Here is an 18430-nt window from a genome sequence, read left to right on the forward strand (position 1 = left end):
GTTACAGAGGGGAGGAATGGAATTGATTTTAATTCAAAAAATTGTCCTGCAGCGGCTCAATCAGATCACAGCAAATGATCTGTTAAGGTATGCGAAACAGTATGGCGTCAGTTTAACGTCTCATCAAGCTGCTGAGGTGGCCAAACTCATGAACGGGAAAAACATCAATATTTTTAATGACTCAGAGCGTAACCGGCTTCTTAAGCAAGTGGAAGCGATTACTTCTAAACAGACAGCACAGACTGTGAATGATTTGTTTAACCAGTTTACAAGTTAAGCAAAAAAGGGCCGCATTTAGCGGCACCTCAACATGTTGCATCCTTTTTTACTGACCCGTAATTTTATCTAGTAAGCCTTCATCAAATTGCTTTTCTTTCAGCATGGCAATTTCGAATTTGTAAGGTGGTTTTTTGTTCTTTTTATCTTCACCTACATAAGGCGTTTCTAGAATTTTCGGCACATCTTGAAGCTGCGGATGATGCACAATATAGCTCAGTGCATCGAAACCAATTTCACCAAAACCGATATTTTCATGTCGGTCTTTTCTTGCGCCTTGTACGTTTTTACTGTCATTAATATGAAGAACTTTGATTCGGTCAATACCAACAATTCGATCAAATTCTTCTAATACACCATCAAAGTCACTCACAATCGGATAACCAGCATCGTGCGTGTGACACGTATCAAAGCAGACAGAAAGAGCTTCGTTATGTGTCACTCCGTCGATAATTTGGGCAAGCTCTTCAAAGCTTCTTCCGCACTCTGATCCTTTTCCCGCCATTGTTTCAAGTGCAATTTGAACCTCTTGACCTTTCACAATGACTTCGTTTAAACCTTCAATGATTTTTTGAATCCCTGCCTCTGCCCCTGCTCCGACATGCGCACCCGGGTGGAGAACAATTTGTCTTGCTCCCAGCGCTTCCGTACGCTCAATCTCAGAGCGAAGGAAGTCTACACCAAGCTCAAATGTCGCTGGATTCACTGTATTTCCAATATTGATAATATACGGAGCATGCACGACGATATCCGTCATGCCATGCTCTTTCATATGCGCTTGTCCAGCTTCAATATTGAGGTCTTCAATTTTTTTTCGGCGCGTATTTTGCGGTGCACCTGTATAAATCATAAACGTATTCGAACCATAAGAGGCAGCTTCCTCACTCGCTGCAAGAAGCATATGTTTTCCGCTCATGGATACATGTGAACCAATCTTTAACAATGTTTCCCCCTACTTTCCATTACGCTTTGACTTTCTACGTTCCTGTCTTTTGATTTTATCCATCTCACGTGTCATTTTCTTTTTATATCCAGGTTTGACGGCTTTCGGTTTTCTCACAAGACGTTTTGCTTTTTCTTCAATTTCATTTGGGGCTTTTTTACGTCTTTGACGCTTCAGACGGTCATCTGCATCTCGCCATTCGCCATGAACAATGGTTTTGTTTTCAAACACAACGCCCATTTTCTCAATTTGAATGAGTGCATCCTCATCAGCCAGCTCATAAATGGTCATAGCAATTCCAGATGAACCCGCACGAGCTGTTCTTCCAACGCGGTGCACATAAAAATCAAGATCAGATGGAAGTTCATAGTTAATCACGTGGCTGACGCCTTTAATGTCAATCCCGCGAGCTGCAAGATCTGATGCCACAATATAAGTGAACTCCAAATCTTCAATTTGTTTCATGACTTTTTTACGTTCGCGCGGCGTCAATCCGCCATGAAGCACACCGATTTTCATTCCTTTTTCTTGTAGGAACGATGCGATTTCATCAACAGTTGTTTTTGTATTGGCAAAAATGATCCCTAAATATGGCTGTACATTCGTCACCATTTCATGGAGCAATTTTAATTTATCACGCTGTTTAGACGGAACTAAAATATGCTGAATGTTTTCAGCTGTAATCCGTCTTGGTTCAACATGCGCATACTTTGGATTGTCCATATATTTTTTCAGGAAAGGCTTTAGTTTTTCTGGGATGGTTGCAGAGAACACAAGCATTTGCAGCTGTTCTGGCATTTGTGCACCAATACGGTCCACATCTTCTAAAAATCCCATATCCAGCATTAAATCAGCTTCATCAATAACAAGAGAGGTCGCTTTATAAACATTCAGCGCCTGCTCATGAATGAGGTCAGCAATACGTCCAGGTGTACCGACCACCAAATGCGGCTGGTTTTTTAGCTTTTGAATTGATTTCTGCTTGTCCGTTCCGCCAATGTAAAGCTTAGCTTTGATCTCTTCTTCTGGAGAAGCATTCTTTAAAATCGTTTGAGCTTCTTTGAAAATTTGATTGGCTAATTCTCTTGTAGGTGCAGTAATCACCACTTGTACCTGTTCTTTGCTTGGATCAATTGAATGAATCAGCGGCAGTAAGTAGGCATGAGTTTTTCCTGTTCCTGTTTGTGACTGGCCAATCACGCTTTCTCCTTTTAAAACAGCAGGGATGATTCTTTTTTGAATATCAGTCGGCTCATAAAAGCCTAGTTCATGAATAGCATCTATAATAAAAGGCTTTAATTCATATGTCGTAAATTTCGTTTCTTTCATGTTTTCACTCCTTAAGGCAATGCCTTTTTGCTCATCTCCTCATTATAGCTGATTTTCAGTAAAAAAACCATGTCCGCTTTTCCTACAGGAAACCAATTGGTGCTTCCTTGCATAACCTATGAAGAGAAAGAGAATGCAGTAAGGGAGGTACAAGTATGTTAGGGCAAAGGCCTATGGGCGATTTTCAGCCGCGCCGTCCCTCACGCCGGCACCTTGGAAATGGCGGACAGCCCGGAATATTTCAAAGAGGGCAGCAGCCTCCTAGCCAACAGCCTTTTCAAGGGCAAGGCAATCCATTTCAGCAAATGATGCCTCGCTCCCCGTCTGTACAGGGAGGCGGTTTACCCGGGATGGGCGGAATTCCAGGAGGTGAGAGCCGTGCACTAGGCGGCGGAGCAGGAATTAAAGGCATGCTCTCTAAATTTCTTCCTGGCGCAGGAGGAGCTGGAGTCTCTGGAGGTGGTGCGGGATTACAAGGAATCCAGAGCTTCACAAATCCTGCGACCCTCTCAAGCATGTTAGGAAATGTTCAAAAAGTGCTCGGGATGGCGCAGCAATTTACGCCAATGATTCAGCAATACGGTCCTTTAGTGAGAAATTTGCCGGCGATGATTAAACTGTACAGCCAGCTTGGCAGTGCGGATGATGATGAAGAAAGTGCAAATGATGCTGATGCAGAATCAACGGAGACCAGCGCGGAAACAGAAGTGCACGAGGAAGAAGCACAAACTGACGAAATAGAAAAAAATAAAGAACCCGAAGACATCCTCGTCAAAAAAACAGCACCTCACACATCATCTGTTCCTGAAGCAAAACCGAAAAAAAGATCTGGCAGCTCTGTTCCAAAACTATATGTCTAGTGATCTTTTAACGGCGAAGTGTTCACTGCGTATAACAATCTTTGATATATACGCTTACTTTGGCTATAATGGAAGCAAGAGAATGATAAAAAGCCGTTTTTTACGGCTTTTTATATTGTTCTTCTCTAGCAGCACTTCCCTACAGGAGGACGAATAAATGAATGTAATTAAAATATCGCCGCGTGGCTATTGCTATGGCGTTGTGGATGCAATGGTCATTGCTAAAAATGCCGCACTTGATAAGAACTTGCCACGCCCAATTTATATATTAGGTATGATTGTGCACAACAAACATGTCACTGATGCCTTCGAAGAAGATGGCATTTACACACTGGACGGTCCAAACCGCTTAGACATTTTAAAGCAGGTTGAAAGTGGAACAGTCATTTTCACAGCTCACGGCGTTTCTCCTGAGGTTCGTCAAATCGCAGAAGAAAAAGGCCTTGTCGCCATTGATGCGACCTGTCCCGATGTAACGAAAACACACGAACTCATTTCAGAGAAAACAGCCGATGGCTATGACATTATTTATATTGGGAAAAAGGGTCATCCTGAGCCAGAAGGAGCTGTCGGAGTAGCACCTGACAAGGTACATCTTGTCGAAACAGAAGCTGACATTGAGGCACTCGATTTAACATCAGAAAAACTGCTCATCACGAACCAAACGACGATGTCTCAATGGGATGTCCACGACCTGATGGAGCTGATTAAAGAGAAATACCCTCACGTCGAGTATCATCAAGAAATTTGCCTTGCGACACAGGTGCGTCAGGAAGCTGTATCGCAGCAAGCTGGCCAAGCCGATTTAACCATTGTTGTCGGCGATCCAAAAAGTAATAACTCTAACCGTCTCGCACAAGTGTCAATGGAGATTGCCGGAACGCAGGCTTACCGTATTGGCGACTTAAGTGAACTCAAGCTGGAATGGCTGCAGGGCGTCAAAACCGTTGCCGTTACTGCTGGTGCTTCAACACCAACACCTATTACAAAGGAAGTCATTCGTTTCTTAGAAAACTATGAACCAGATGATGAAACAACTTGGAAGATTGAACGAACCGTTCCTCTTTCTAAAATTTTACCTCGCGTCAAAACAAAGAAATAAGAAAACGTCAGAGCGGATATGCTCTGACGTTTTTTGATTACATAAATTGAAATGGGTTTGTGTTTGATTCAGAAACAAAGAGCTGTACGTCATATTTTTTATCCGCACATAGCGATTGAAGCTTCGCCTTTACGCCCTCTTTCATAATCTTTTCAGCATAATGTCCTGGGTCCACAACGTTCAGCCCTAGCATCATGGCATCGTGTGCAACATGGAAATAAAGGTCTCCTGTCACATACACATCTGCACCCATTCTTTTCGCTTGATGGATGTATTTATTTCCGTCTCCGCCAAGCACCGCCACTTTTTTCACAACAGCGTTTTGGTCTCCTACAAAACGAGCACCATTCACATCCAGCTTCGTTTTCACAAATTGTGTGAAATCTCTCAGTGTCATTGGCTCATTTAGCTCTCCAATACGGCCAAGACCTTTTTGAATAGGAGGAAGATCTGTCGTGTGTACACTATAGGCGACTTCTTCATAAGGATGTGCTTTGATCATTTCGCGAATCACTTGTTTTTCTATACTTGCTGGGAAAATGGTTTCAATCCGCACTTCTTTCACAAATTCTAATTGACCCGATTCACCAATAAACGGCTCAGCTTCTTCTGATGGCAAAAAGCTGCCTGTCCCTTCATTTGAAAACGCACAATGGCTGTAGTTGCCAATATGGCCGGCGCCCGCATTTCCTAAAGCTGTCCGGATGGCCTCTTCAAATTCCTCTGGGACATAGAGAGCAAGCTGTTTGATTGGATCTTCGTATGTCGGCACTAACACTCTTGTTTCTTCAAGCTCTAAGGCCTCAGCAAGCAGGTCGTTGACTCCGCCATCAGCTACGTCTAAATTCGTATGTGCCACATATACCGCAATATCATGTTTGATGCATTTTTCAATGATCCGTCCAGCCGGCTGATCCGTAGCTACATGTTTTAATGGTCGAAAAATCGGCGGATGGTGAGCAATAATAAGATCCACTTTTCGCTCGATCGCCTCATCTACTACATTCTCTAATACATCCAAGGTGATCATCACATTGGTTACTTTTTTATTTAAAGTCCCAATCTGAAGACCAATTTTATCCCCTTCCATGGCGTATACCTTTGGTGAAAATTGTTCAAACAATTGGATGATTTCATGCCCGTTTACTGTTTTAGCCAACAGTCAAAACCTCCTTTAGCATCTTTATTTTCGCATTCAGCTCTTCAAGGCGTTCTTTATTTTCTTCTGTCCGCGCCGCCTGCTGAATTTGACTTTCTATCTTCTCCATATGCTGAAGCTCTTGCATCCACTTGCGCTGGAAAACGTCATTTTGCTCTTTCGCAAGAAAAGGACCAACCAACATGCCTGCTTCAAGTGACATTCCTTTATAGGCTTTATCTTTATCGCCTTTTTCAGCGATGATGATTTCGTATATTTTGCCGTCCTCTTCTAAAATGACTTCATCTATCAATTCATACCCCTCTTGATAAAGCCATAAACGAATATGATGGGCATGGATATTCGGCTGAAGAATGAGCCGCTCATGGCCTGCGAGCTTATGCTTGCCCTCATTTAAAATACTTGCAATGAGTGCCCCGCCCATCCCTGCAATCGTCACTGCATTCACTTCGCCTTTTTCAATGACTTCAAGGCCATTTCCTTTTCTGACCGATATCTGTTCATCTAATTCAAGTCTATGTACTTGCTGCTGCGCCGATTGAAGCGGTCCATCGGTAATTTCACCAGCAATGGCTTTCACTGCTTTTTGATGCAGAATCGCATAGCATGGCAAATAGGCATGGTCTGAGCCGATATCAGCGAAGACTGCCTCATCTGGTAAAAAGTCAGCGACTTTTTTTAATCGTTTCGATAAATTCATTTCATTCATACGTATCACTACTTTTCTTTAATGTTCATACTTGTCTATCTTATATAAATTATGGACTTTTTAAAAGTCGTTTTCAAATGAAAAAAGCTCTTCTTTTGAAAAAGAGCTTTTTGTGTAAGATTATTTAATTTTAGACACCCATTCCGCCATTTCATCGAGCTTTTCATTTGGAATCAGCCCGCCTGGCATCCCGTTGCCGCCTTCTTGAATTTTCTTCTTGATGTCAGCTACTTCAAGCTTGTCTCCAACACCTTTTAATGCAGGACCTGCGCCGCCTTCATAGTTTTCCCCGTGACAGCTTATGCAGTTCTGCTTATACAATTCTTCCGGCGTTGCATTTGCTGTCTCTTCTTGCTTTTGCTCTTTGCCCCCAGAGGCAATTTTTTCTTCATCTTTCAGCCCCTTCATTGATAAGAAAAAAGTGAGTCCAATACCTAAAATGGCAATCAATAAAAATGGTATAAGTGGATTCCGTTTCATTTCTTTCATCCTCCCCTTTGTGAAAACCCCTTTGAGACTATGCAAACAATTCTAATTCTACTTTAATTTTACAAAAAGTAAACGAATTATGATACAAAACTTTGGTCAAGTTCACAGATTAGACAAAAATGATTCTAGATGAGAAATGAAGTCTTCAGCACATTTAGATGTATTTTTTATACATCTTTTTTCTAAGAACGTTGCAAATTCATTTGTTATTCAGTAAAATATAATCAGATTGAAAAAAGCGTTTTCATTTTTGATAAGAAAGAACGGATCTCTTTCAAGATCCGTCCGGTTTCTACTCTAAGAAGTCTTTTAATCGTTTACTTCTGCTTGGGTGTCTTAATTTACGAAGAGCTTTCGCTTCAATTTGTCTGATACGCTCTCTTGTTACGCCGAACACCTTTCCAACCTCTTCTAACGTGCGAGTTCTTCCGTCGTCTAGTCCGAAACGTAGTCTTAGCACATTTTCTTCACGGTCCGTCAGCGTGTCTAATACATCTTCAAGCTGCTCTTTTAAGAGTTCGTACGCAGCGTGGTCAGATGGAGATGTCGCCTCTTGGTCTTCGATAAAATCACCAAGATGCGAGTCATCTTCTTCACCAATAGGTGTTTCTAAAGATACAGGCTCTTGCGCAATTTTAAGAATCTCTCTTACCTTTTCTGGAGTTAAATCCATGTCTTCAGCAATTTCCTCAGGCGTTGGTTCTCTGCCTAGGTCTTGCAGAAGCTGTCTTTGAACACGGATCAATTTATTAATCGTTTCCACCATATGAACCGGGATCCGGATTGTTCTCGCCTGATCGGCAATCGCACGTGTGATCGCCTGTCTAATCCACCAAGTCGCATATGTTGAGAATTTATATCCTTTGCGGTAATCAAACTTCTCAACCGCCTTCATCAAACCCATGTTTCCTTCTTGAATCAAGTCAAGGAACAGCATACCACGACCGACATAGCGTTTCGCAATGCTGACAACGAGACGAAGGTTCGCTTCCGCTAATCTTCTTTTTGATTCCTCATCGCCCTCTTCGATCTTTTGAGCATACGTAATTTCTTCTTTAGCAGATAACAAATTGACGCGTCCGATTTCTTTTAGGTACATACGAACAGGATCATTGATTTTGACACCTGGTGGTACGCTTAAATCATTCAGGTCAAATTCTTCTTCTGCTTTAGCCAGCTGCTGAACATTTGGGTCTTCTGTCTCTTCGTTTTCACTAATGAGCTCTACACCCTGTTCGCCTAAGTATTCATAGTATTCATCCATTTGGTCTGATTCAATTTCAAAGCTAGACATACGCTCTGCAATTTCTTCGTATGTTAAAACGCCCCGTTTTTTACCCGTTTCAGTGAGCTTATCTCTCACCTGTTCAAAGGTTAATTCAGTTTCGGTTTCGTGGGCTTGTTTATCAGCCATTATGGATCCCTCCTTCCAAAGCTTGCAACGAATTCTAAAGTAACTTGCGATTTACTTCCGCCCTGCTTTTCTCTCTCTATCAAACAGATGACGAAGCAAATAGGAAATAAAATAAATAATGATGAAGGCAAGATGCTTGCGGTCTTATGCTCCTCCCGTAAAGGATTCATTGCCAGCCGTAAGTCCTGTCATTAATAATAGACGTATTACTTCAGCGAACGGTTCAACTGAATAATTTCTTTTGCAAGTGTTGCCGCTTTGAAGAAATCTTTTTGCCTCTCCGCTTCTGCACGTTCTAGTTCTTTTTCCTTTATCATTGACAAATTCCGATGATTCAACACTTTTTTTACATAATCACTTAATTCAGCTTCACTTAGTTCGTCTCCGACTTGAATCATCAATATATCCGTCAACAGCTGATTCATGACATCATCTTCTATCCGGTTCATCAGGTGCTGCGGCGTTGGTTCTTTGCCTTCTTCATACAAGGCATAAATGTACGTTGCCAGCGCCCTGTGCGAATCTATATTAAATTCAATCCCGATTCTGTCAAGTACTTTGCGGATCACGTCATCGCTTTTTAACATATGAGCAAGCAGCATTCGCTCTGCATTTTCATATGCCGGCCGCAGACGCTTTCTTCTCACTTGTGTTGACAGATGTGCACGCCGTTTTTCAAGCCCGTTTTCTTCCTGCGTGCTTTTGGTTTCTTGCCGCTGCTGTTTTTCAAACAGCTCCAGTTGTTCTTTTAATGAATCAAGTGAGATCGAAAACTCCCCAGCAAGCTGTTTCATGTAAATCTCTTGCTCCAAAGAGCCGTTTAACCGGCTGATTTCTCGGAGAACCTGCTTCATATAAGTAAGACGGTCTCCTTCGTCTGATAAGTTTTTTCCTCTTCGGAAAAAATTCATCTTAAACGTCATTAATGTCACACTTGCATCTATGATGTCATTCCTAAATTTCTCGCCGCCATATTTACGAATGTAATCATCTGGATCAAGTCCATCTGGTATCATGGCAACGCGAACTTTACATCCTCTTTTTCCAAGCAAATCTGATGCTTTCATGGTCGCTTCGTATCCGGCCGTATCAGAGTCATAGCAAAGGATGATCTCTTCTACGTTCCGCCTGAGAAGCTTTACGTGCTCTTCTGTAAGAGACGTACCCATTGTTGCAACACTTTCACCGACACCTGATGTAACAGCTGAGATGACGTCTGCAAATCCTTCAAAAAGAACTGCCCGTTCGCGTTTGCGAATATGCATACGTGCGTCGTGAAAGTGATAAAGCAGCTTACTTTTATGAAAAAGCGGCGTTTCAGGACTATTCATATATTTAGGCTGCTGATCACCAAGCGATCTTCCGGAAAAAGCGATGACCGTTCCATGATGATCATGAATGGGAAACATGACACGATCTCTAAAGCGGTCAAAAAAGCCTGTGCCGTTTTCACGTTGAATCAAAAGACCAGCCTTCTCCATCATCACAGGATCAAATCCTCGTTTTTCTAAAAACTTGGTCACGAAATCCCAAGAATCAAGAGCATACCCGATCTCAAACTTGGCAATTGTTTCATCCGTAAAGCCTCTGGACCGTAAATAATCGAGTGCGTTTTGACCTTCCTTTGTATTTACCAGCAAATGGTGGTAAAATTTCTTAAGAAGCTCATGGGCCTCAATCATTTTATGATCTGCAGTGTCCTCTTGCTGAGAGGAACTCATCTGAGCATTCGCCACCTGATCAGGCAGATCAATATGGTACTTATCAGCCACATGTGAAACGGCTTCAATAAATGAGTAGCCTTCCATTTGTCTGAGGAACGAAAACACATTGCCTCCTGCACCACAGCCAAAACAATGGAAGATTTGCTTATCTGCTGAAACAGAGAATGAAGGAGTATTTTCACCATGGAATGGACAAAGACCGAAGTAATTTCGACCTTGCTTTCTAAGCTGTACGTATTCTCCAATCACTTCGACAATGTCTGCGTTTTTTTGGATCTGCTCCAAAAGTTCATCTGGTATACGTTTGCTCATCCTAATAACACTCCGTCGTACATTATTCGCCTTTTAATTTAAAAATCCTTCATGATTCGACAGGATTTTTTGTAGTTGCGCCATAAATCGCTTCTTATCCTCTTCTAAAAGCTTTTTGGGACCTTTTCCGTATACACCTTTTCTTCGCTGTTTGCTGGAAACATGCCTGCGTTCCAAATCAAAATCAATTGTTTCGTTTGTGTACATTCGTCCTCTTTCAGACAGAACAATGACCTGTCTCGGAAGCAGTAAGGAGGCAAGACCAATATCTTGGGTGACGACAATATCATGTGCGGCAGCTGAGTTTGCAATGACTAAATCCGCTGCTTCCTTATGTGTATCTACAAACCGCCAATCTTCTAGTGGAGATCTTTTGGTTTGAAAATGCTCATATGAAGCAATGAACGTCACTGGTACTTGAAATTGAGATGCGACAGAAAGGATTTCGTCTTTTACAGGACAAGCATCTGCATCGACATAAATCGTCCTCTCTTTTTTACGTTCATTCAGGTGACTAATTCTCCATCCCTCCACCTTATTCCTGCTTTAGAGAAGCAAAAAGACCATACTTTTCCCCTATAAAGCAATCAACAGTAAAACTCATTTTGTCGAAAAGTTATGTTCAGAATCACTTGACTTCTGCCAATATTAGTTTATTCGTTCTTGACTTAACTTAAACCTAAAATCAATCATTTTATCACAATTTTTTATTATAATACAAATGCAGCAAATATGCCATTGTTTTTGTTTACCCGTTTCCCACCATAGGAAAAACCCAGGAGGAGCATCCTGAGTTTATTCGGAACCTCTTTTGGTCAGCATTTGATGAATGACATTTGCCGTTTCCTCAACTGCTTTATTCGATACATCAACGACTTGACAGTTAATGCGGTCAACCACTTTTTCAAAATACTCTAGTTCCTCTTTAATCCGCTCAATGTTCGCATAAATAGCGCGATCATTTAAACCAAGAGATTTTAAACGCTCTTTGCGAATATGATTTAGTTTGTCTGGACTAATTTTCAAACCGATACATTTCTTCGGATCAACTGAAAATAACTCTTCTGGCGGATCAACTTCAGGTACAATTGGAACGTTCGCTACCTTCAGCCGTTTATGTGCCAAATATTGAGATAATGGTGTCTTAGACGTGCGTGATACACCAATGAGTACAATATCAGCCTTTAGAATACCTCTAGGGTCTCTGCCGTCATCGTATTTCACAGCGAACTCGATGGCTTCTACCTTTTTAAAATAGTCCTCATCTAATTGACGTACACGACCCGGCTCATGTTTCGCTTCATTTCCATATGCCGTCTCCATTTTATCAATGAGCGGACCGATGATGTCATAATAAACGACACCGTTTGCTTCTGCTTCCTCGATTAAGAATTGGCGCATTTCTGGCACAACAAGAGTAAAGCAGACGATCCCATTATCTGCTTTCGCCAGTGAAATGACTTCTTTAATCGTACCAACATCCTCTACATACGGGATTCTTCTGATATTTGAATGGTCTGATGAGCCGCCATCAAATTGGCTAAGTGCCGCTTTGACCACGAGCTCTGCCGTTTCTCCAACTGAATCTGATACCACAAAAATTACGCGATTACTCATAACATCCCCTCGCAGTCTTCTGTCATTAGATTATTTCGTTCTCCGATAAGCTGACAAGTATTTTCGTCATGTTTGTTTTCGTAATTCTTCCGACCACTTCAAAACCTTTATCCGTATCTTTTATCACAGGAAGTGCATCTATTTGCTTTTCAATCAAGTGCTTCGCCACATCCATAATGAAATCTTCCTTGCGGCAAACGGTGATGTTCGGCATTCTTGTCATAATAATATGGACAGGGATAGATGGAAGCTCCTGTTTCCCTATACTTGCACGAAGGAGGTCTTTTCTTGATAACACGCCTGTTAAAATAGAGTGATCGTCCACAACGAATAATGTGCCCACATCCTCTAAAAACATCGTACAAATCGCATCATAAACCGAAACATTCTCATGTATCACCACTGGAATGGATTGAAAGTCTTTCACTTGAAGTTTTTTCAGCTTATCTGCGAGAAGCTGCGTGCCTGTTTTTCCTGTGAAAAAGTAGCCGACCCTTGGTCTTGCTTCTAAAAAGCCTGACATTGTTAAAATGGCTAAATCCGGTCTGAGGGTCGCCCTTGTTAAGTTCAGCCGATCGGCGATATGCTCTCCAGTGATCGGACCATTCTCTTTGACAATCTGTAAAATCTGCTCTTGCCGTTTATTTAACTCGATTGTACTCACCACCTTTAAATAGAGAGAGCGAAATCTTTATTTTATGTATATCATTTTCATAACTCATCATATTATAGCGCATCTTTGTCCGAATGAAACAAAAATCCACTCAAAAACCGTGAATTAAATGAGTAAAAAACGATTGCCCTTCGGAAAAGGCAACCGTTCTTAGGTATTTATTTTACAATTAAATTGTTCATATTCGCAAATGATTGAATGACTTTGGCTAGTTTGACCATTTGTGCCAAACGATTTCGCTTCAGTTTCTCATCATCCGCATGAACCATTGTATGATCGAAATAATGAACAATCGGTGTTTTTAACGTATCAAGCGCCTCAAGTGCCAAGCTGTATTGTCCTGCTGCTACATGTTCCTTTACAGCTTTCTCTACTTGCTGATACGCCTCAAACAGCTTTTGCTCATGTTCATTTTCAAACAGTTCAGGCTGAATCTCTGCGTCTTCCCCTTTTTTACTGATTGAAATGACGCGCCCCAATGCTTCAGCCGTTTCTTTGAAGCTTTCTTGTTTCACACTCTCTTCAAGAACAGCTGCTTTTTTGACGACTGCATATGGCTCAATATTTTCAACATCCAGCACTGCATCAACAACATCATGGCGGATATGCTCTGCTTGAAGAACATATTTTAAACGATGCGTTAAAAATTCAATCAGAGCAGCTTCATGTTCTGCCTTTACTTGAGCAAGTGCTAACAGCTCTTTAAATGAAATATTCCAATGACGGTCGAGCAGGATTTGAACGATACCGCTCGCTTGTCTTCTAAGTCCATAAGGGTCTTGAGAACCCGTTGGGATCACATCAATTGAGAAGAATGAACAAATAGAATCAAGCTTGTCTGCTACTGCCACAATCGCACCAATCAAAGTGGATGGCGCCTCGTCACCAGCAAAGCGCGGCATATAGTGCTCGTTGATGCTTCTTGCTACTTCTTCATGTTCACCAAGAGCTCTTGCATATTTCTCACCCATGATTCCTTGTAATTCTGGGAATTCATAGACCATTTGAGTCACAAGGTCAAACTTCGAAATACTTGCTGCTCTCGCCACACGTTTAGTGGTTTCGTCATCTGCTCCGACATGCGCCGCTAGACGAGTTGCAATGTCTGTCACTCTCTTCAGCTTGTCGCCGATTGTTCCAAGTTTCTCATGGAATACCACTTTATCAAGCTTTTTAATATTGTCTTCAATCACTAGTTTTTCGTCTTCTTTATAGAAGAATGCAGCATCTGATAAACGCGCACGAAGTACTTTTTCATTCCCTCTTGCGACATTTTCCAGCGCCTCACTGTTTCCATTTCTGACTGTAATAAAGTGCGGTAATAATTCCCCTTGCTCATTTTTCACAGGGAAGTAGCGCTGATGCTCTTTCATTGTCGTCACCAATACTTCTTCCGGCAATGCAAGAAACTCTTCTTCAAAGGAACCAGACAGCACAGTTGGATATTCTACAAGATCGTTCACTTCTTCTAAAAGTTCAGGATCAACAGGAATGACCCAGCCTTTTTCTGTAGATAGCGCATCTAGCTGTTCAGTAATGAATTGTTTTCTTTTCTCTGAGTCTGCAATCACAAATTGATCGCGCAATGTTTGTTCATAGGAAGCAGGTGTGTCAATGCTGGCTGTCGTTCCAAGGAAACGGTGTCCTCTAGTCTCACGGCCGCTTTTCACCCCAGCAATTTCAACAGGTACAATCTCTTTTCCAAATAAACAAACAATCCATTTAATCGGACGGATATAGCGTAAATCCTCGCTTCCCCATCTCATGTTCTTTGGAAAGCTTAATGAAGCAGCGATTTCACCTAACGCTGGCAGAAGATCTTTGACTTGCTTTCCTTCTTGAAATTTTTGGACATGGACATAATCCACTCCTTTGATCTCTTTGAAATAGAGATCATCTGTTGAAGCACCTTGTCCTCTGGCAAAGCCTTCAGCTGCTTTTGTCCAATTGCCTTCAGCATCTTGGGCAATTTTTTTAGCCGGGCCTTTTGCTTCTTCTTTGATGTCTTCTTGTTTTTCTGCGACACCTTTCACAAGTACAGCAAGACGTCTAGGTGAGTTAAATAAAGCAGTCTCTTCAAATGAAATATTTTGCGTTTCAAACCATGCTTTTACTTTCTCACCTAGCTGTTTTGTGCTCTCTGGCATGAAACGAGCCGGCATCTCTTCTAAGCCGATTTCAAGTAATACATCTTGTTTATTCATGAGAAGCCGCCTCCTCTTTTAGCATAGGGAATCCCAGTTTTTCGCGTTCTTCATAATAGGTTTTGGCTACTTTTCTTGCTAACTGACGCACTCTTCCGATATAGCCGGTTCGCTCAGTCACAGAAATAGCGCCCTTTGCATCGAGCAGGTTAAACGTATGAGAGCATTTGAGGACATAATCATATGCCGGGTGAACAAGCCCTTTGTCCATTTGGCTATGTGCTTCTTTCTCATAGGTTGTAAATAGCTCGAACAGCATGTCAGTATTAGATGTTTCAAATGTATAAACAGAGTGCTCGTATTCAGCCATTAAGAATAAATCTCTGACCGTAAATCCGTCTGTCCATTCAAGATCGAAGACATTTTCTTTGTCCTGGATGTAAGAAGCAAGACGTTCAATACCGTATGTGATTTCAACAGAAACAGGCTTACATTCTAAGCCGCCGACTTGTTGGAAATACGTGAACTGCGTAATTTCCATGCCATCAAGCCATACTTCCCAGCCAAGTCCTGCACAGCCAAGAGATGGATTTTCCCAGTTGTCTTCCACAAAACGAATATCATGTTTCAGCGGGTCAATGCCAAGTGCCTTCAATGATTCAAGATATAGCTCTTGAATATTGTCAGGTGATGGCTTAATAATCACTTGAAATTGGTGATGCTGATACAATCTATTTGGGTTTTCTCCATATCTGCCATCAGCCGGGCGTCTTGAAGGCTCTACATATGCTACCTTCCACGGCTCTGGGCCAATGCTTCTGAGGAACGTGTATGGACTCATCGTTCCGGCACCTTTTTCTGTGTCATACGCCTGCATTAATACGCAGCCTTCATTTGACCAATGCTTTTGCAGCGTCAAAATCATGTCTTGAATATTCAATGATCGCACCTCCATCTTTTCTAGACCAACCGCTATGTATGGCGGGTGGGATTAGAACCTTGTAAGAGAACACAAAAACTCCCGTCTCTATGCTCGCAAGGTTCTTGCAAACATAGGGACGAGAGTTTTTTCCCGCGGTTCCACCCTATTTGCTGGTGTCGTAGCACCCAGCCGCTTTGTTTTACGTTGCTCAAGAATGCCTTTCGTTACGCCTCCATCCTTAGCTCACACCGCCCTAAGGTCGCTTTTATGGATTTTACGTAAGTACTTCTTTCTGTCAATGCAACATATTTTATCTTAGATGATCTTACAAAAAGTCATGGGAGATGTCAACTTTTGTTTTCGTCACCCATTAGCTTTTTCATGGATTCCATCTGATTCATGAATTTTTTTGATTTTAAATAGAGGCCGGAATATTCGTCATAGTAGTGATCAAGCACTTGACGAATTTCTTGTTTCGTCTGCTGTTTCACATCAACCTGACCAAGCCTTGATAAATCAAAATAATGAAACAAACGGAGCAGCCTTGCAGCTGCGGGGGATAAGGGCAGTTTATATGGATCTTTCGAAAAACAATTTTGGCAAATGAAGCCGTTATCTCTTATCGAGAAATGGAACTGCCCTTCTTTTTGACCACAGTGGACACATTGATCAAGTTCAGGCTTCATCCCCATCACTGATAACATTTTGACCTCTACGATAAATAAAATAATATCAGCATCTGTGCCTTCGTTGAGATGACGCAGAGATTGAAGCAGAAGCTCAAACAAATAAGGGTTTGACTTTTTTTCTTCTGTCCCTTTATCCATCAATTCCGTCATATATGCGGCATATGCGGTGAGAAATAAGTCTTCCCGAATGGCCCGCATACTTTCAATCATTTCGCCTTGCTGGAGCGTTCCAAGTCCTGTTGATGATTGGATGAGAAAGGTGCCGTATAAAAACGGCTGGCTTATGGCTGACAGGCGGCTGTTTGATTTTTTAGCGCCTCTGGCCATCACACCAATTTTTCCATGTTCTCTAGTGAGCAGCGTGACAATTTTGTTTGTTTCGCCATAATCTGTTGTTCTAAGGACGATTCCTTCACTTTTAATGAGCATTTGTCTACACTCCGAGCGCTGGAGGGGGTCAAGAATTATAAGATTGGAAAATCAAATCGTGCTATTTCTTCTTCAAGTACATCGGGTCTTTCCAGGTTCTCCTTTTCTAACTCTTTGAAAAGCAGATACGTGTCAACGCTTCCTGTTTGTGAAAATACGTTCCATGTAAAATTCAACATAAAAACCCCACCTTTCTTTATTAGAAGCAGCAACGCTACATCCAACATATTAATTTTATCTTGACCAGGCTACCTCCATTTCATGATAAACAATTTTTACTAATCGAGCCGCACCATTGTCAGATTAGCTGACAAATGCAGCGATTTTTTAATATTCGTCTTCTCTAAATCCGAAGTCACGCAGGTGAGTGGATTTATTACGCCAGTCCTTCTGAACCTTGACCCAAAGCTCTAAATACACTTTTGAGCCTAGAAGTGCTTCAATGTCTCTGCGCGCTTTTTGTCCCACTTCTTTTAACAAGCTGCCTCGTTTACCAATGACGATCCCTTTTTGCGAATCACGTTCTACGACAATGGTCGCCGCGACATGGATCTTGCCATTTTCATCTGGCTTAATCGATTCAATCGCAACCGCAATACTGTGCGGAATCTCTTCTCTCGTTAAATGTAGCACTTTTTCACGAATTAATTCAGAAATAATAAACCGTTCTGGATGATCTGTTACTTGATCTGCCGGATAAAATTGAGGGCCTTCTGGAAGATAACCTTCAATCTGCTGAAGAAGTGTGTCGATATTGTTTCCTTCAAGAGCTGAAATGGGCACAATTTCCTTGAATGGATAACGTGTGCGGTATTCATCAATTAAAAGGAACAGTTCATCTGGATGAATTTGGTCAATTTTATTGACGACTAGGAACACCGGTGTAGACGTTTGCTTTAGTCGTTCAATGATGAATTCATCACCTTTGCCATAGCCTTCCTGTGCGTTGATCATAAACAAGATCAGGTCGACTTCCTTCAGTGTATTTTGAGCCACCCTCATCATAAAATCACCAAGCTTATGCTTAGGTTTATGAATCCCCGGTGTATCGATAAAGATCGTTTGTGATGTGTTTGTTGTCAGAACACCTTGCACTTTGTTTCGCGTCGTTTGGGGCTTATCGCTCATGATGGCGATCTTTTGTCCAATGACACGATTAAGAAAAGTTGATTTCCCTACATTTGGTCTTCCAATAATTGATACAAATCCTGATTTGAAGCTTTCGTTAGTCATTTAAATCCTCCGGTGAAAATGCGCCTGGCAATAGTTCGTTTACTGTTGTTTCGTATATATGGCCTTTTAAGTTCGTTAGAATCACTGGCATATCAGGTGCACATAGCTCTGAAATGACCTGTCTGCATGCGCCGCACGGCGAAACAGGCCGGTCTGTATCAGCCACCACTGCTAACATTTGAAAAGATGTAATGCCTTCTGAATAGGCTTTAAAAAGTGCTGTTCTTTCCGCACAATTACACATACCATATGCTGCATTTTCAATGTTGCAGCCGCCATACACTTTTCCATCATTCGACAGTAATGCTGCACCGACTTTGAATTTAGAATAGGGTACATATGCAAAATCTCTTGCTTTGATTGCTTCTGAAATCAACTCTTGTTTGTTCATTCCTAGTTCCCACTT

19 protein-coding genes are annotated in these 18430 nt (G+C 41.7%); 3 read left to right on the top strand and 16 right to left on the bottom strand.

From position 1 onward, the window contains the following. The first annotated feature begins 22 nt into the window (after positions 1-22). Positions 23-277 (top strand): DUF2624 domain-containing protein, encoded by a 255-nt coding sequence (locus MHH61_RS01485; RefSeq protein ID WP_024423008.1) that lies wholly within the window; start codon positions 23-25, stop codon positions 275-277. Between the two features lie 48 nt (positions 278-325). On the opposite strand, the gene MHH61_RS01490 is transcribed toward MHH61_RS01485, so the two are convergent. Further along, complete coding sequence (locus tag MHH61_RS01490; protein ID WP_024427965.1) at positions 326-1219, bottom strand: deoxyribonuclease IV; 894 nt, start codon at positions 1217-1219, stop codon at positions 326-328. A 9-nt stretch (positions 1220-1228) separates the two neighbouring features. Then, complete coding sequence (locus MHH61_RS01495) at positions 1229-2548, bottom strand: DEAD/DEAH box helicase (RefSeq protein ID WP_024423009.1); 1320 nt, start codon at positions 2546-2548, stop codon at positions 1229-1231. 155 nt (positions 2549-2703) lie between these two features. Between MHH61_RS01495 and vrrA the strand changes: the two genes are divergently transcribed. Together vrrA and MHH61_RS01505 are read left to right on the top strand one after the other, a co-directional pair. Next, positions 2704-3408, top strand: a complete 705-nt coding sequence (gene vrrA / locus MHH61_RS01500; RefSeq protein ID WP_125586591.1) for a VrrA/YqfQ family protein — start codon at positions 2704-2706, stop codon at positions 3406-3408. Between the two features lie 157 nt (positions 3409-3565). Continuing rightward, complete coding sequence (locus MHH61_RS01505) at positions 3566-4510, top strand: 4-hydroxy-3-methylbut-2-enyl diphosphate reductase (protein WP_024423011.1); 945 nt, start codon at positions 3566-3568, stop codon at positions 4508-4510. A gap of 37 nt (positions 4511-4547) precedes the next feature. On the opposite strand, the gene MHH61_RS01510 is transcribed toward MHH61_RS01505, so the two are convergent. The 14 genes from MHH61_RS01510 to MHH61_RS01575 all read right to left on the bottom strand — a co-directional run bounded on the left by MHH61_RS01510 (position 4548) and on the right by MHH61_RS01575 (position 18415). Beyond that, entirely contained in the window at positions 4548-5669 is a 1122-nt protein-coding gene (locus tag MHH61_RS01510; RefSeq protein WP_125586593.1) for a Nif3-like dinuclear metal center hexameric protein, read from the bottom strand. Continuing rightward, entirely contained in the window at positions 5662-6378 is a 717-nt protein-coding gene (locus tag MHH61_RS01515; protein ID WP_125586594.1) for a tRNA (adenine(22)-N(1))-methyltransferase TrmK, read from the bottom strand. Before MHH61_RS01515 ends, MHH61_RS01510 begins: the two co-directional genes overlap by 8 nt. Positions 6379-6498: 120 nt before the next feature. Continuing rightward, positions 6499-6858: a cytochrome c550 gene (gene cccA / locus MHH61_RS01520; protein ID WP_024423014.1), complete on the bottom strand. Its 360-nt coding sequence runs from the start codon at positions 6856-6858 to the stop codon at positions 6499-6501. Positions 6859-7159: 301 nt separating this feature from the next. After that, positions 7160-8281: an RNA polymerase sigma factor RpoD gene (gene rpoD / locus MHH61_RS01525; RefSeq protein ID WP_008342392.1), complete on the bottom strand. Its 1122-nt coding sequence runs from the start codon at positions 8279-8281 to the stop codon at positions 7160-7162. A gap of 206 nt (positions 8282-8487) precedes the next feature. Further along, a complete protein-coding gene (dnaG, locus tag MHH61_RS01530) occupies positions 8488-10317 on the bottom strand; it encodes a DNA primase (RefSeq protein ID WP_024423015.1) in 1830 nt (609 codons plus the stop codon). Between the two features lie 33 nt (positions 10318-10350). Further along, positions 10351-10851, bottom strand: a complete 501-nt coding sequence (locus MHH61_RS01535; protein WP_024423016.1) for a YaiI/YqxD family protein — start codon at positions 10849-10851, stop codon at positions 10351-10353. A 261-nt stretch (positions 10852-11112) separates the two neighbouring features. Continuing rightward, positions 11113-11934 carry a pyruvate, water dikinase regulatory protein gene (locus MHH61_RS01540; protein ID WP_008342399.1) on the bottom strand — a complete coding sequence of 274 codons (822 nt, stop codon included), beginning with the start codon at positions 11932-11934 and terminating at the stop codon, positions 11113-11115. 25 nt (positions 11935-11959) lie between these two features. After that, entirely contained in the window at positions 11960-12598 is a 639-nt protein-coding gene (locus MHH61_RS01545; protein ID WP_024423017.1) for a helix-turn-helix transcriptional regulator, read from the bottom strand. A 167-nt stretch (positions 12599-12765) separates the two neighbouring features. After that, entirely contained in the window at positions 12766-14811 is a 2046-nt protein-coding gene (gene glyS / locus MHH61_RS01550) for a glycine--tRNA ligase subunit beta (protein WP_024423018.1), read from the bottom strand. Next, positions 14804-15691: a glycine--tRNA ligase subunit alpha gene (gene glyQ / locus MHH61_RS01555; RefSeq protein ID WP_012010611.1), complete on the bottom strand. Its 888-nt coding sequence runs from the start codon at positions 15689-15691 to the stop codon at positions 14804-14806. Before glyQ ends, glyS begins: the two co-directional genes overlap by 8 nt. Positions 15692-16020: 329 nt before the next feature. Continuing rightward, entirely contained in the window at positions 16021-16791 is a 771-nt protein-coding gene (gene recO / locus MHH61_RS01560) for a DNA repair protein RecO (RefSeq protein ID WP_101676866.1), read from the bottom strand. 35 nt (positions 16792-16826) lie between these two features. After that, the gene (locus MHH61_RS01565) at positions 16827-16970 is read right to left on the bottom strand and encodes a YqzL family protein (protein WP_003217288.1); all 144 of its coding nucleotides are present in this window, start codon (positions 16968-16970) and stop codon (positions 16827-16829) included. 148 nt (positions 16971-17118) lie between these two features. Next, positions 17119-18024: a GTPase Era gene (gene era / locus MHH61_RS01570; protein WP_007501305.1), complete on the bottom strand. Its 906-nt coding sequence runs from the start codon at positions 18022-18024 to the stop codon at positions 17119-17121. Then, the gene (locus tag MHH61_RS01575; protein WP_008356263.1) at positions 18017-18415 is read right to left on the bottom strand and encodes a cytidine deaminase; all 399 of its coding nucleotides are present in this window, start codon (positions 18413-18415) and stop codon (positions 18017-18019) included. The genes era and MHH61_RS01575 overlap by 8 nt, the downstream gene beginning before the upstream one ends. Between the last annotated feature and the right edge of the window lie 15 nt (positions 18416-18430).

Origin of the sequence: Bacillus sp. FSL K6-3154 (assembly GCF_040869395.1) — a bacterium.
Lineage (GTDB): Bacteria > Bacillota > Bacilli > Bacillales > Bacillaceae > Bacillus > Bacillus safensis.